Here is a 13637-nt window from a genome sequence, read left to right as displayed (position 1 = left end):
CGGGTAAATGTCAATTGATATAGCGTGTTACACATCAATAAGTATTGATGATCTGAGGGAAAGATTAAGTGTGGTGAAGGAAAAGTACGGCCATCTCTTTGATGGCCCATATCTTCTTTTTGAACCACATATAATCTTAAGTGGTCAGCAGCTTGCGTTGCTTGATGATCGTGTTAAGAAGTACAATCATGAGACTAAGTTATCAATTGCTGAAGAGTATGGACTAAAAGAGCCAAAATCTTATTTTATGATTGCAGTGAATGACAAATCCTTTCCTGAGTTGAATACTTCTGGAATAGCAGACGTGTTCAGGCGAGAGTTAGGGGAAGGAAATATCATTGTGCTTTTAAATGGTGAAGATCTAATCTAGATCTTGTTGTAAGCACAGCCGTTTTAGCTCCAGGTGCTTTTTGAGGTTTCCGGGGAATGACCTTTCCCCAAAATTAATGCAGTGATAAATCAGAGATCTTCGTCTTTTTGACCCAAAGAAAATGAGGCACTAAAATTCCGCCAACCCAAGTGATTATTATTAGGCCGGAAAGTAAAAGGGAGTAACTATGTCAATTGAAGAAGTAAATAAGGTCGATTTTATCAATGCATCGGATGAAGATGATGAGCTTGTACTTTTGGGTATTACAGATCATTTATCATGGGAGGATGATATTAATGGGCATTTGATTTTGCTTCAAGATAAAGTAAATGCTTACTTAAACTTCATTCTTAGTGATCAAATGAGAGAGTTATCTCCCGCTTTATGTGGTAAATGTAAATTCTGCATTCAGGTTTTTTTTTAAATTTTTACCGCCGAAAGAAGTTGATGATTTTTTTCTAAATTTCAAGTGTCATTAAAAGAGTACAATATTGATTTGATTAGTCACCATGTTGGTTGATTTTTAAAAAAGATTTTTATAAAATTGCATGCTATCGTTTTTATTTGAAGCTATGGGGCATTAAGCCATCTTATAATTTTTTTTGATGGAAATGATTAAGAGATTAAAGAGACTTGCTTGCTTTTTAGAATGTTTGTCTGCTTGGCGAATTGATAGCTTTCAGATGTTTTGGATGAAAATATACATAATTATATTTTTTGAACGTTGATTTTGTTATGAACATAATTGTACAGAAGATTTTATATATTTAAGTTGAAATTTTTAGCGACAGAGCAATCTGTTACGTCTTTTATATGCGCCTTTACGAAAGAATGGCAAAGCGGCTTTTTTTAAAGTTCAACACTATATAGGTTCAACATTATTGCATAACCTCACCATTCCAACGCCCATCCTGAAACCTCCCCACCACCCGCTCCCTCAACCACCTGTGCCCCAAATCCCGGTGCGATCGCGCATGCCATAGCATCACCAGCTCAAAGCCCGGGATCGCCATCGGCGGTAGCACGGTCATTAATCCCGGCATCATCGCCGCCACTCTCTCCGGCATCAACGCCACTAAATCGCTGGTGCTCAGCACGGTGCCCATCAGCAAAAAGTGGGGTACAGAGAGTACCACTTTCCGGCTCAATCCTCTGGCTTCAAGCACGCTATCCGTCACCCCACGAAAGCCGCCGCCGTCTGGCGACACTACCACATGCTCCAGCGCGCAGAGCGCTTCGGCGGTGATAGCAGAATGCAGGGCGGGATGACCCTGACGGCCTGCTACCACATAGCGCTCCTGAAACAGTGGGCGGACATGTAATCCCTCTGGCACGCCTTCACGCAGATGAAGCACCAGGTCTACTGTGCCTTTTTCCAGTTGCTGCGCAATGAGGGCCGGTTTCATTTCCAGTATCGCAAGCCGGGTGCCCGGCGCTTCCTGACGTAAGGTATTCATCAACGGCACCAGCGCGGTCTGCGCACCATAATCCGTGGCGGCAATGCGCCAGGTGATGTCTGCCTCTGCGGGCACAAAGGGTCCCGGCTCGGCTACGACTTCATCGATTCTGGCAACCAGTTCTTCAAGCGAAGGGCGTAATCTTTCTGCTCGTGCCGTAGGGCGCATACCGTGAGAAACCGGAATCAGTAGCGGATCGTTAAATAAAGTACGCAGGCGTTCCAGCCGGGCACTGACGGAAGGCTGGGAAAGGTTTAACCGTTCAGCGGCACGGCTGACGCTGTTCTCCTGTAGCAGGACGTTTAACGTGATCAACAAATTCAGATCGGGCTTCATGGTATCAGTCCTGTCTATAGCGACTATCCGTTCCTTTGCTTTTACTGATAGCACAATCAGGCGCAGGCTACCTGTCTCTTTTATCAACACGGGATAGTTTATGAATGTGTTAATCGTTGTTGCTCACCCTGAACCCCGCTCGCTTAACGGTGCGCTGGCGCGTTTTTCCGTCAGTCATCTGGAACGGCTGGGCCATCAGGTGCGCGTTTCCGATCTCTATGCCATGAACTGGGAGGCGCGCGTATCGCCTGCCGACACACAACATCGCCAACATGCCGAACGGTTTACTCCCTCACTGGAATCCACTCAGGCTTTTGAAGGCGGCTTTCAAAGCGAAGACATCCAGCAGGAACAGGAAAAGCTACTGTGGGCCGATGCGGTGATTTTGCAGTTCCCGTTATGGTGGTTCTCAATGCCCGCCATCTTGAAAGGCTGGATCGATCGTGTTTATGCCTGCGGGTTTGCCTACGGCGTAGGCGAACATTCAGATACGCACTGGGGCGATCGCTACGGTGAAGGTACGCTGGCAGGGAAGCGCGCCATGCTGGTGGTCACGATGGGCGGATGGGCGTCGCATTACAGTCCTCGCGGCATCAATGGGCATATTGATGACATCTTGTTTCCCATTCAGCATGGCATTCTGTTTTACCCCGGCTTTGACGTGCTGCCGCCGTTCACGGTTTACCGTACCGGCCGGATCGATAGCGTACGTTTTGATGCGCTCTGTCAGGAACTGAGTAAGCGGCTCGATAACCTGTTTATTACTGCACCTGTTGGCTATTATCGGCAAAACGGCGGGGATTACGCGATCCCCGAGTTAACCTTGCGTGACGATCTGGCAGCCGGTGAGCAGGGCCACAGAATCCACATTCGTCAAGGCTGAGGACAGAACAGGGCAGAGGCACGTCGTCTGGCTTATCTGCCCTGTTTGCATCGATTTCAAAATAACCCTTGCATGCAACGCGAGGATGTGACCTAATGAATCGTCGGTTTGATTAACAGACGCTATCAAAGTAAGTATCTACAGCAGTTCTCATCTCTAAGCCTGTCGCGAGACATTCCTTCTTTTTGAGTCTTCTCTTACGTTCTGATTGAAATCTGTTCTCAGGCCATTACGCCGGAAGGCTCAATTATTTAAGGAATTAAACATGTCTAACAAAATCCGCGGTACCGTTAAATGGTTCAACGCTGAGAAAGGCTTCGGTTTCATCTCTCCTCAGGACGGCAGCAAAGATGTATTCGTACACTTCTCTGCAATTCAGGGTACTGATTTCCGTACTTTAGATGAAGGTCAACAAGTTGAATTTACAGTAGAAAATGGTGCTAAAGGCCCAGCTGCTGCAAACGTTGTTGGTCTCTAAGGACTGAAAATTACGCGTTTCAAGTGTCCTCACTGTAATGGCTCGCAGTACCGTACATCACATTTCGATGTGACAAGAGCCAACCCGCATGGAGCAAAATGCATTTTTTGCAAAACGGTCGTTGTTCAGATTAACGCGACAAGGATTGCAACTCAGAGTCAGCCACAGGCGCTCTGAAAAGGCTAAAGAGCGTTATAGCGTTGTGCATTTACCGTAATCAAAAAGGCTGCCAGTGGCAGCCTTTTTTCATTCCCTTTTCGCGAAATGTAGAAGCCGTTTTCCAGGCTGCGCTTATACCATCAGCACAAGAACGCCGGCCCAGAACGCCAGACAGGCTATCACCATTGCAATCCAGCTCAGCTGACGTAAACGCCCGCGGAACAGGGGCTTACGTACGACAGGAAGCGCTTCACTCTGCATTTTCATAGTCTCATGTATTGAACGTTAGGTGACAGCAGGGCAGGGTTGTGCTGCCCGCTACGTTTTAGCTGGCGGCTTCCAGCGCTTTGAAAATGACATCCGACAGTTCGTTTAATTCGAACTTGGCAACATAGCCATCAGCCCCGACTTTGCGAACGTGATCTTCGTTAGCACTGCCCGAAAGCGAGGAGTGGATCACGACGGGAATATGACGCAACGTGGTGTCGCGCTTGATGTTACGCGTGAGCGTAAAGCCGTCCATTTCGGGCATTTCCAGGTCGGTTAACACCAGCGCGATCTTGTCGTGAATGGATTCACCCTGCGACTGAGCCTGCTGGTGGATCGCTTTGATTTTTTCCCACGCTTCCAGGCCGGTGTTACACATGACGGCAGGAATGCCCATGCTCTTCAGGCCCTGCTCCAGCAACTGGCGGGCAACTTTGGAGTCTTCAGCCACAATCGCGACGGAACCGGGCTTCATTTTATACTGACGCTCTTTCGGCGCTTCAGGCTCCACGCCACGAACGGACGGGATGATGTCATAGAGAATCTGTTCGACATCCAGCACCATGGCCAGATTGCTTTTTTGTTCGTCGTCATCCAGGCACGCGATACTGGTGATGTTACGTCCACCGATACCGGCTTCAGCGGTATGAACCTGGCTCCAGTTAAGACGCACGATGTTTTCAACGGATTCGACGGCAAACGCCTGCGTATTACGCGCGTATTCGGTCACCAGCAGCAGGTTCAGGCCCGTTTCAGGCACGCAACCGGCTACCGCAGGCAGGTCAATAACAGGAATGAACTGTCCACGAATGCTCGCCATGCCCAGCAACGGCGAACGCATGCCCGCAGCTTTCGTAATCGGCGGCATCGGAACAATTTCACGCAGTTTAAATACGTTTATCCCAAACAGCTCTGATTTACCTTTTAACTGGTCAGAGCCAAGGCGAAACAGCAGCAGCTCAAACTTATTCGATAAGGCGAGATTCGCTCTCTCATCGATCTCTTTCTGAAAATTATCCATCGTTGCCTCAGCGTCAGCGCAGCAGGTGAAAAAGGGTGTGATGAAGTTATCGGCAGCCTTCGGAAAAAGGTGAGAGGGGAAAACGCACGTTAAGAGATTATTGTGCCAGGCTTAACAGTGAGAACGCAGCATGGATACTTTTCCGTATAAAGGAGTAAGCGATGAAAAAATTAGTACTGGCGACCTTACTGGCGGTAGCGACCACAGGGGCTTACGCGGAAGAAGGTGGCTTCAAGGCAGGTGATACGCCGCCGCCACAGCATAAACAGGATGCAGGCTACAAAGGGTCAGAAGACACAGGACAGACGCACATCGATCAGATTCGTGACTTTCGCCAGGGCGGTTACGTCACGCTGGAAGGTTATATCGTAAAAAAAGTCGCGGACAATAATTATCAGTTTCGTGACAGCACCGGCACTTTAACCATTATTGCGCCGAAGAAAACGTTCGATGGCAAAACCTATTCCGCTGACGACAAAGTTCGCGTCAGCGGTAAAGTGCACGGAAAAGGTGACAAAACCACGCTGCACGTTATGCGGATCGATGAGCCATAATCGGCAGGGCGAGAATGATTCTCGCCCTTTCTTTTAGTCTTTCAGCAGTACAGCCCGGCAGGTTTTGCCTTTGATTTTGCCCTGCTTAAGTTTGACCAGCGCAGATTTTGCCTGAGCCGCTTCAATCGCTACATAAGCGTGCGTAGGGGTGAGATCAATCTTACCGATCTGATCGGCGCGATAGCCTGCTTCTCCTGTCAGCGCACCCAGAATATCGCCGGGCCGAATCTTGGCCTTACGCCCACCATCAATGCAAATCGTCATCATGGCTGCCGGCAACGGCTTACTACTTTTCCTGAGCGCACTGGCGGCAACCCATGGCAGCTTCTGCTGCAGGAAATCTTCTAACGCATGCGCGCGCGCCATTTCATCGGCCGCGACAAAACTCACGGCAGCGCCTTCTTCGCCCGCCCGCGCGGTACGGCCGATACGATGCAGATGCACTTCGGGATCCCACGCCAGCTGGTAGTTCACCACCAGCGACAGCGACTTGATGTCCAGGCCGCGGGCCGCGACGTCCGTCGCCACCAGCACGCGACCACTGCCGTTAGCAAACCGGATCAGCACACGTTCGCGATCGCGTTGTTCGAGATCGCCATGCAGGGGCAGGGCGCTGATATCGCGGGCGTTAAGCGCGGCGGCAATATCATCACATTCGCGTTTGGTGTTGCAGAACACCACACAGGACGATGGCTGGCGTTCGCTGAGCAGGCTAATCAGCAGCGACAATTTTTCGCTGTGCGTCGCTTCAATAAATTGTTGTTCGATTGCTGGCAGTTCGCTGACCTCTTCCGTCACGACGCTCAGCGCATCACGTTGAAAGCGCTGGCTCAGTGTTGCAATGCCGTCTGGCCAGGTGGCAGAGAATAACAGCGTCTGACGCGCGGCGGGCGTGGCGGCAATAATGGTTTCCATATCGTCACGAAAACCCATTTCCAGCATCCGATCGGCTTCGTCCAGCACCAGCGTGCGCAGACTGTCGAGCTGCAGCGTTTCGCGCTTGAGGTGGTCAAGAATACGGCCCGGCGTACCGACCACAATCTGCGGCGGATGCACCAGCGAATCGCGCTGCGCACTCATGGGCTGGCCGCCGCATAAGGTCAGAATTTTGATATTGCGCGTGAAGCGCGCTAACTGCCGCAGAACGTTGCTGACCTGATCGGCCAGTTCTCGCGTCGGACATAAAATCAGCGCCTGAGTCTGAAAACGCGCACTGTCGATATGATGCAACAGGCCAATACCAAATGCGGCCGTTTTGCCGCTGCCGGTTTTTGCCTGCGCACGAACGTCGCGTCCGGCTAAGATAGCGGGCAGCGAAGCGGCCTGGACCGGCGTCATGCGGGTATAGCCCATCTCGCGCAGGTTATCGAGCTGACTATCGGGAAGAGAATTAAGCGAGGAAAAAGCGGTCACGGGTGCGGCCTCTGCGGCTGTAAGTTGGGGCATCATTGCGAGCGCAAGTCTGTCAGAAAGCGTACACAACAGCAATGTTAACCTGCAAACCCTGCGCCGGGCGGCGCTTTTATCTAAGAATAAACTGAAGATGAAAAAGATTAGTTGGGAAATTTTAATCAATTAAAGCGTCAGGTGTGAAACCGCTTACATGGACTAAGCCATTAAGATTAAGAATGTTTTTTCTAATATTTTCTTTGTAATACACAATTTAAAGTTAATCAGATTATTCCGCATTTGCGACGAAATTAACGCATTAATAATGCAAAAGTATCGCCAGAAGAGAAGATGAAAACGACTTGTAAACGCCTTTATATTGAGGAGGATACATCGATATCACTACTGGCAGAGGATTTTTTCATTGAATAATATCCCGCAGATCTTGCATGAAGACGTACTTAAAATCGTAGGTCGTGCAGTCCTGACATTGCATCTCTATGGGGAAAGCTTATCGGCAGATAAAGTGGCCTCTATGATTGGATGTTATGCCGAAGACGATCCGGTGGCTTCTGATGGCGCCCATCTCTATACGCTTGCGATGGCGTTAATGTCACAGACGAGGGAGGCTCGGGTTTAGCGTCGCCTTCATTCGGCTGTCCGCGCCCCATGCCAGCTCTCTGACAGGGGGCGCGTCCGCATCTGCACGCGGTTTCTGGTTTTACAGAGTCCTTTACCACTGCCTGTCAGTGAAAAACTCACTGCCAGTGCAGATCGGCAAATGTCACCAGTGCCTCTGCCAGCTGGCGCTGAAGCGCGTCATCCGGCTGGCGACAGAACAGCGCCAGCTCAAAAGTGTCAATCACCGGCAAGCCCTGCTGGTCGCCCAGCACACGGTGTGCAGGCAGACGACAGCTGGCAGGCAACAGCGTAACGCCCAGGCCCTGGGCACTGGCGGCAGACAGGGCCACAAGGCTGGCACTGCTGTAACCGATGCGCCAGCTGCGGCCCAGCCCATCCAGCGTCTGGCAGATCTCCTCGCGATAAAGTCCCTGTTGAGGAAACAGGACCAGCGGCACCGGCGAATGCTCAAAGCAGGGATATGCGGCGCTGTCCAGCCATAACAGCGGCTCGGGTCGGGAAGCCAGCGGGCGTTCACCGTAAGGTTGCTTAATCAGCATGATATCCAGTTCCTCCCGCTGCCAGGCCCGACGTAGTTCTACCTGCATCCCGCTCATCACATCCAGCCGCATATGGGGATGTTCGCGACTGAACTGCGCCAGCAGGGCAGCCGTGGGGGCCGCAAAATCTTCCGGAACGCCAAGCCGCAGCACACCATCGCGCCACTTATCGCTCAACACATCGAGTGCTTCGCCATTCAGGGCAATGATACGGCGGGCATAACCCAGCAGCTTCTCGCCTTCCTCCGTGACGGTTACCTGATGTGATGAGCGGGCCAGCAGTGCTTTTCCCACCCTCTCTTCCAGTCGCCGCACCTGCTGGCTCACTGTTGATTGCGACAGGTGCACGCGATCGGCGGCACGGGTGAAGCTGGCGGTTTCGCAGACCGCAACAAAGCTCAGAAGCTGCTGGGGCGTGAACATAGGCTGGCGATTCATTTTTCCACTGCCTGTCATGATGATATTCCATTTCCAAATGGTAACCACAGCTGTCAGGCTGACAAGGTTTACTTCCAGGATGGCCCATGAAAAAAGAGAATATTGTGATCGTTACCGCCCTGGTGCTGGCGGGACTGAATATGCGTCCACTGATGACCTCCGTCAGTCCGTTGCTGGATCAGTTACGCGAAAGCATTGGACTCTCCGCCTTGGCAGCGTCACTGCTGCCTGCGATTCCCATGATGATGATGGGAGCGATAGCGTTAATCAGCGCACCACTTATGCAGCGTGTTCAACTGCGCGGACTGCTGTGTGGCGGACTGGCGCTGTTAGTGTTGGCGCTCCTCAGCCGCCTTTTTGTGGCGCAAGGCGAATCGCTGGTAGGGAGCACGCTACCGGGCGGCATTGGTATCGGAATAGTGCAAATGGCGATGCCGGGCTTTATCCGCCAACGCTTTCCACAACGCAGTGCGATGATGACCGGGCTGTGGTCTGCGGCCCTGATGGGCGGGGGCGGACTGGGTGCTGCATTAACACCGTGGTTAAGTGCTCACCTGAGCTGGCAGATGGCCCTCAGCAGCTGGGCCGTGCCTGCGCTGCTGGCCATCCTGCTTTGGGCGTGGATGCCCGGGGTGACGTCGCCAGCGCGCGCGTCGGTCGTGATGCCTTCACTATGGCGCAACGCGCGCGCCTGGATGCTGGCGCTCAGCTTTGGTTTAGTGAATGGCGGTTATGCCATTTGCGTAGCATGGTTGCCTGATTTCTACCATCAACTCGGCTGGAGCGCACAGGCGGGCGGAAGCCTGTTGGGCGTGATGATTACCTGCCAGGTCGCCGGGGCGATGGTGTTTCCGCTGTTGACGCGCGGCCCGGATCGACGGCCGCTGTTGCTGTTAACGCTGATTTTTCAGCTAAGCGGTATGCTTGGCCTCCTGTTTGCACCGCTTTACCATCCATGGCTGTGGGTGGGAATGGCGGGCGTGGGGCTGGGTGGTGCCTTTCCCCTGGCGCTGGTGCTGGCGCTGGACCATCTGGCGCATCCGCAAGCGGGCGGACGACTGGTGGCGTTCATGCAAGGGATTGGCTTTATTATTGCCGGCAGTATGCCGTTTATCGCCGGTCAGTTGCATGCACTGACCGGGGATTTCTCCACGATCTGGTGGCTCCAGTGCGGCGTTACGATTGGGCTGGTCGGGTTAAATCTGCGTTTTCATCCGCAAAGTTACAAATACGCCTTTCCACAACCGTGATTGGTCCGACCAAAATAGCTAAACCTTTTCAGTGGTTCACATAACGTTAAAATTAAAGCCGTAACTGTTGCCTTGGGTTAACAGCGGGTTAAGTATCTGTAACGAATAAGCCCTAACTGGCAAAATTGGTAGGACCAATAAGCAGAGCGGGCGTGACAGATGCGCCCTGTGTTTATGCCCGTCGCGCATCGCTCTCATCACCTTTCTGGAGATAACGGCATGCAGGTCTGGCAGCAAAATTATGATCCGCTCAATAACATCTGGCTCTCCAGCCTGATTGCGTTACTGCCTGTTCTGTTCTTCTTTTTTGCGTTGATTAAGCTAAAGATGAAAGGCCATCAGGCTGCCACCATCACTGTCATGCTGGCGCTGGGAGTTGCGCTGCTGCTGTATCATATGCCGTGGCAGCAGGCGCTGGCCTCAGCGGCCTACGGCTTCCTGTACGGCCTGTGGCCCATTGCCTGGATTATCGTGGCCGCGGTCTTTGTCTATAAAATCTCGGTCAGGACCGGGCAGTTCGATATCATTCGCGCGTCCATCTTGTCGATCACGCCGGATCAGCGCTTACAGATGCTGATTGTCGGTTTTTCCTTTGGTGCCTTTTTAGAGGGCGCGGCAGGTTTTGGTGCGCCGGTGGCGATCACGGCTGCGTTGCTGGTAGGGCTGGGTTTTAATCCGCTTTATGCCGCAGGGTTATGCCTGATCGTGAATACCGCGCCGGTGGCGTTTGGTGCGATGGGTATTCCCATTATTGTCGCCGGGCAGGTTACCGGTCTGGACAGCTTTGCCATCGGTCAGATGGCCGGACGCCAGCTGCCTTTTTTAACCGTCATCGTGCTGTTCTGGATCATGGCGATCATGGATGGCTGGCGCGGGGTGAAAGAAACCTGGCCGGCGGTGATGGTTGCGGGTGGGTCGTTCGCGATAGCACAATTCCTGAGTTCAAATTTCCTGGGCCCGGCGTTACCCGATATTATCTCTTCGCTGGCGTCACTCGTTTCCCTGACTCTGTTTCTGCGCGTCTGGCAGCCGGTTCGCATCTTTCGCTTCAGGGATGCCGAAAATCAGACGGCGACGCAACCCGCACGTCAGCAGACGTATACGACAAAGCAGATCATTCGCGCCTGGATGCCCTTCCTGTTTCTCACCGCAACGGTAACGCTGTGGAGTATCCCGCCCTTTAAAGCGCTCTTTGCCAAAGGGGGGGCACTGGCCAACTGGGTGATGAGCATTCCCGTCCCTGGCCTGCATGACTGGATTACCCGGATACCGCCGGTTGTGGCACAGCCCAGCGCCTGGCCCGCCATTTTTAAACTGGATCTGCTGTCTGCAACCGGCACTGCCATTCTGATTGCGGCAATTGTGGCGATTATCTTTCTGAAAATGAAACCCAGAGCGGCAGTCGGGACATTTGTCGAAACACTGAAATCCCTGATGTTGCCCATCTACTCCATTGGTATGGTGCTGGCCTTTGCCTTTATCTCGAACTACTCGGGTTTATCAGCCACGCTGGCGCTGGCCTTGGCGCACACGGGCCATGCCTTTACCTTTTTCTCCCCCTTTCTGGGCTGGCTTGGCGTGTTTCTTACCGGTTCGGATACCTCCTCCAACGCGCTGTTTGCCGCGTTGCAGGCCACCACGGCGCAGCAGATTGGCGTTTCCGATATCCTGCTGGTGGCAGCGAATACCACGGGTGGCGTCACCGGTAAAATGATCTCTCCCCAGTCGATCGCTATTGCCTGTGCAGCGGTCGGTCTGGTCGGCAAAGAGTCCGATCTGTTCCGCTTCACCGTAAAGCACAGCCTGATCTTCACCGGCCTGGTTGGGGTGATGACCACGCTGCAGGCTTACGTTTTTCCCTGGATGATCCCATGACACCAAACGATCCCTTACCGATGCGGCTTAAGCACTATATCCGCGATCATCAGCTTGAGCCGGGCATGCGTTTGCCCGCCGAGCGTCAGCTGGCGGCCGCGCTGGGCGTTTCCCGTTCGTCGCTGCGTGAAGCTATTCAGCAACTGATCAGTAGCGGCGTTTTGATGAGTCGGCGCGGTGACGGTACCTGGCTGCGTCAGCCGCAGGAGCCCTGGTCTGAGCAGCGCATCGTCGAGCCCATTCGTCAGCTTCTCGCCAACGATCCAGACTACCGTTACGACATTCTTGAAGCGCGCCATGCGATTGAGGGAAGCACGGCCTGGCATGCGGCGCTACGGGCTACCGAGTCAGATAAAGAGCGTCTGCGGTACGCCTTTGATGCCACGCTGGCGATGAAAGAGAGTGACGATCCCCATCTGGCCGGGCAGGCCGATCTGCGCTTTCATCTGGCTATCGCAGAAGCCTCACATAACATCGTGCTGCTGCAAACCATGCGGGGATTATTCGATTTACTGCACTCGTCCATGCTGCACAGTCGTAAGCTGATGTACATCAGACCCGTGATTTTTGACCGCCTGACCGATCAGCACCGGGCGATGCTCGACGCGATTTTACTGGGCGATGCCGAGGCTGCCCGGTCAGCCGCCATGGATCATCTGGGTTTTGTTCACACCACGATGAAAACACTTGATGAAGACGAAGCCAGGCAGGCGCGAATTACGCGTTTGCCGGGTCATGACCTGCACAATCACAAGGAAAACCGCTGATGATCATCTCTGCCGCCAGTGACTATCGCGCCGCCGCGCAGCGCATTTTACCGCCTTTTCTGTTTCATTATCTGGATGGCGGTGCCTATGCAGAGCATACGCTACGGCGGAATGTTGCCGATCTGTCAGACGTGGCGCTGCGCCAGCGCATTCTCCGGAACATGTCGGCGCTCAGCCTGGAAACCACGCTGTTCAGTGAAACGCTGTCCATGCCCGTCGCGCTGGCACCGGTTGGGCTGTGTGGCATGTACGCGCGTCGTGGGGAAGTGCAGGCCGCGCGCGCTGCGGCGGGCAAAGGGATTCCGTTTACCTTATCGACCGTCTCCGTTTGCCCGATTGAGGAAGTGGCACCGCAAATCAGTCGGCCCATGTGGTTTCAACTGTATGTGCTGCGCGATCGCGGCTTTATGCGTAACGCCCTTGAGCGGGCAAAAGCGGCGGGCTGTACCACATTAGTATTTACCGTTGATATGCCAACGCCGGGCGCACGCTATCGCGATGCGCACTCGGGCATGAGCGGCAAGCACGCGGCCCTGCGCCGCTACTGGCAGGCTGTCACGCACCCACGCTGGGCACTGGATGTTGGGCTACAGGGCCGACCACACGATCTGGGCAATATTTCCACCTATCTGGGCAAACCGACCGGGCTGGAAGACTATATTGGCTGGCTGGCAAAGAATTTCGATCCGTCGATTTCCTGGAAAGATCTGGAATGGATCCGTGAGTTCTGGGACGGGCCAATGGTGATTAAAGGCATTCTGGATCCGGAAGATGCCCGCGATGCGGTGCGGTTTGGTGCCGATGGCATTGTGGTCTCAAACCATGGCGGACGCCAGCTGGACGGCGTGTTGTCTTCGGCTCGTGCCTTACCGGCCATCGCGGATGCGGTGAAGGGGGATATGACGATTCTTGCCGACAGCGGCATCCATAATGGGCTTGATGTGGTGCGCATGATTGCGTTGGGCGCAGATACTGTTCTGCTGGGACGGGCCTTTGTTTACGCGCTGGCCACACATGGCCAACGTGGCGTCGAACATCTGCTGACGCTGATTGAAAACGAAATGAAAGTCGCGATGACCTTAACAGGCGCGAAGTGTATAGCCGATATCAACCAGACGTCGCTGGTGCAGGCGAATGCGTTGCTGGGCGAAGTGGCCCTGCATCCGGCCTCATGCCCGGCAAACTGAGCGACGTTGTCTATACTTACCTTCT

General features: G+C 53.4%; 15 protein-coding genes. 10 read left to right on the top strand and 5 right to left on the bottom strand.

Translation table 11 applies throughout. The features are described 5' to 3' along the window. The first annotated feature begins 7 nt into the window (after positions 1-7). A complete protein-coding gene (locus C1N58_RS13450; RefSeq protein WP_039338534.1) occupies positions 8-370 on the top strand; it encodes a hypothetical protein in 363 nt (120 codons plus the stop codon). A 187-nt stretch (positions 371-557) separates the two neighbouring features. After that, positions 558-794, top strand: coding sequence for a DUF6572 domain-containing protein (locus C1N58_RS13445; RefSeq protein ID WP_394564241.1), 237 nt, complete (start codon positions 558-560; stop codon positions 792-794). 454 nt (positions 795-1248) lie between these two features. On the opposite strand, the gene C1N58_RS13440 is transcribed toward C1N58_RS13445, so the two are convergent. Next, on the bottom strand, positions 1249-2163 hold the full coding sequence (locus tag C1N58_RS13440; RefSeq protein ID WP_394564240.1) for a LysR family transcriptional regulator: 915 nt from the start codon (positions 2161-2163) through the stop codon (positions 1249-1251). 100 nt (positions 2164-2263) lie between these two features. Here C1N58_RS13440 and C1N58_RS13435 point away from each other — a divergent pair, with 100 nt between their 5' ends. The 3 genes from C1N58_RS13435 (at position 2264) to C1N58_RS13425 (ending at position 3701) form a co-directional block, all read left to right on the top strand. Continuing rightward, a complete protein-coding gene (locus C1N58_RS13435; protein ID WP_054634428.1) occupies positions 2264-3046 on the top strand; it encodes an NAD(P)H-dependent oxidoreductase in 783 nt (260 codons plus the stop codon). Positions 3047-3311: 265 nt separating this feature from the next. Next, positions 3312-3524, top strand: coding sequence for a transcription antiterminator/RNA stability regulator CspE (gene cspA, locus C1N58_RS13430; protein ID WP_006118073.1), 213 nt, complete (start codon positions 3312-3314; stop codon positions 3522-3524). A 3-nt stretch (positions 3525-3527) separates the two neighbouring features. Further along, positions 3528-3701, top strand: coding sequence for a cold shock small protein YmcF (locus tag C1N58_RS13425; protein ID WP_110268586.1), 174 nt, complete (start codon positions 3528-3530; stop codon positions 3699-3701). Between the two features lie 114 nt (positions 3702-3815). On the opposite strand, the gene C1N58_RS13420 is transcribed toward C1N58_RS13425, so the two are convergent. Together C1N58_RS13420 and C1N58_RS13415 are read right to left on the bottom strand one after the other, a co-directional pair. Beyond that, positions 3816-3950 (bottom strand): hypothetical protein, encoded by a 135-nt coding sequence (locus C1N58_RS13420; protein ID WP_255421330.1) that lies wholly within the window; start codon positions 3948-3950, stop codon positions 3816-3818. A 58-nt stretch (positions 3951-4008) separates the two neighbouring features. Continuing rightward, positions 4009-4971, bottom strand: coding sequence for a chemotaxis protein (locus C1N58_RS13415; RefSeq protein WP_006118075.1), 963 nt, complete (start codon positions 4969-4971; stop codon positions 4009-4011). 161 nt (positions 4972-5132) lie between these two features. Between C1N58_RS13415 and C1N58_RS13410 the strand changes: the two genes are divergently transcribed. Continuing rightward, a complete protein-coding gene (locus C1N58_RS13410) occupies positions 5133-5525 on the top strand; it encodes a YgiW/YdeI family stress tolerance OB fold protein (protein ID WP_006118076.1) in 393 nt (130 codons plus the stop codon). 33 nt (positions 5526-5558) lie between these two features. Here C1N58_RS13410 and dbpA read toward each other — a convergent pair whose 3' ends face one another. Together dbpA and C1N58_RS13400 are read right to left on the bottom strand one after the other, a co-directional pair. Beyond that, entirely contained in the window at positions 5559-6938 is a 1380-nt protein-coding gene (gene dbpA / locus C1N58_RS13405; protein ID WP_039338629.1) for an ATP-dependent RNA helicase DbpA, read from the bottom strand. Positions 6939-7672: 734 nt separating this feature from the next. Beyond that, entirely contained in the window at positions 7673-8533 is an 861-nt protein-coding gene (locus tag C1N58_RS13400; RefSeq protein ID WP_054634439.1) for a LysR family transcriptional regulator, read from the bottom strand. Positions 8534-8619: 86 nt separating this feature from the next. On the opposite strand from C1N58_RS13400, the gene C1N58_RS13395 reads away from it, so the two are divergent. From C1N58_RS13395 to lldD, 4 genes are all read left to right on the top strand, one after another. Further along, a complete protein-coding gene (locus C1N58_RS13395) occupies positions 8620-9783 on the top strand; it encodes a cyanate transporter (protein WP_162286718.1) in 1164 nt (387 codons plus the stop codon). A gap of 219 nt (positions 9784-10002) precedes the next feature. Beyond that, positions 10003-11658 carry an L-lactate permease gene (gene lldP / locus C1N58_RS13390; RefSeq protein WP_394564888.1) on the top strand — a complete coding sequence of 552 codons (1656 nt, stop codon included), beginning with the start codon at positions 10003-10005 and terminating at the stop codon, positions 11656-11658. Then, complete coding sequence (gene lldR, locus C1N58_RS13385; RefSeq protein WP_033738599.1) at positions 11655-12425, top strand: transcriptional regulator LldR; 771 nt, start codon at positions 11655-11657, stop codon at positions 12423-12425. The genes lldP and lldR overlap by 4 nt, the downstream gene beginning before the upstream one ends. Continuing rightward, positions 12425-13612 (top strand): FMN-dependent L-lactate dehydrogenase LldD, encoded by a 1188-nt coding sequence (gene lldD / locus C1N58_RS13380; RefSeq protein ID WP_394564239.1) that lies wholly within the window; start codon positions 12425-12427, stop codon positions 13610-13612. The genes lldR and lldD overlap by 1 nt, the downstream gene beginning before the upstream one ends. Positions 13613-13637: the final 25 nt, after the last annotated feature.

Source organism: Pantoea sp. SGAir0180, assembly GCF_043546245.1.
The sequence above is the reverse complement of the archived record's forward strand: the minus strand, read 5'-3'. Positions and strand labels throughout refer to the sequence as shown.

Coding starts and splice junctions, on each gene's coding strand:
- C1N58_RS13450 (WP_039338534.1), top strand. CDS start 8: ATGTCAATTGATATAGCGTGTTACACATCAATAAGTATTGATGATCTG.
- C1N58_RS13445 (WP_394564241.1), top strand. CDS start 558: ATGTCAATTGAAGAAGTAAATAAGGTCGATTTTATCAATGCATCGGAT.
- C1N58_RS13440 (WP_394564240.1), bottom strand. CDS start 2,163: ATGAAGCCCGATCTGAATTTGTTGATCACGTTAAACGTCCTGCTACAG.
- C1N58_RS13435 (WP_054634428.1), top strand. CDS start 2,264: ATGAATGTGTTAATCGTTGTTGCTCACCCTGAACCCCGCTCGCTTAAC.
- cspA (WP_006118073.1), top strand. CDS start 3,312: ATGTCTAACAAAATCCGCGGTACCGTTAAATGGTTCAACGCTGAGAAA.
- C1N58_RS13420 (WP_255421330.1), bottom strand. CDS start 3,950: ATGAAAATGCAGAGTGAAGCGCTTCCTGTCGTACGTAAGCCCCTGTTC.
- C1N58_RS13415 (WP_006118075.1), bottom strand. CDS start 4,971: ATGGATAATTTTCAGAAAGAGATCGATGAGAGAGCGAATCTCGCCTTA.
- C1N58_RS13410 (WP_006118076.1), top strand. CDS start 5,133: ATGAAAAAATTAGTACTGGCGACCTTACTGGCGGTAGCGACCACAGGG.
- C1N58_RS13400 (WP_054634439.1), bottom strand. CDS start 8,533: ATGAATCGCCAGCCTATGTTCACGCCCCAGCAGCTTCTGAGCTTTGTT.
- C1N58_RS13395 (WP_162286718.1), top strand. CDS start 8,620: ATGAAAAAAGAGAATATTGTGATCGTTACCGCCCTGGTGCTGGCGGGA.
- lldP (WP_394564888.1), top strand. CDS start 10,003: ATGCAGGTCTGGCAGCAAAATTATGATCCGCTCAATAACATCTGGCTC.
- lldR (WP_033738599.1), top strand. CDS start 11,655: ATGACACCAAACGATCCCTTACCGATGCGGCTTAAGCACTATATCCGC.
- lldD (WP_394564239.1), top strand. CDS start 12,425: ATGATCATCTCTGCCGCCAGTGACTATCGCGCCGCCGCGCAGCGCATT.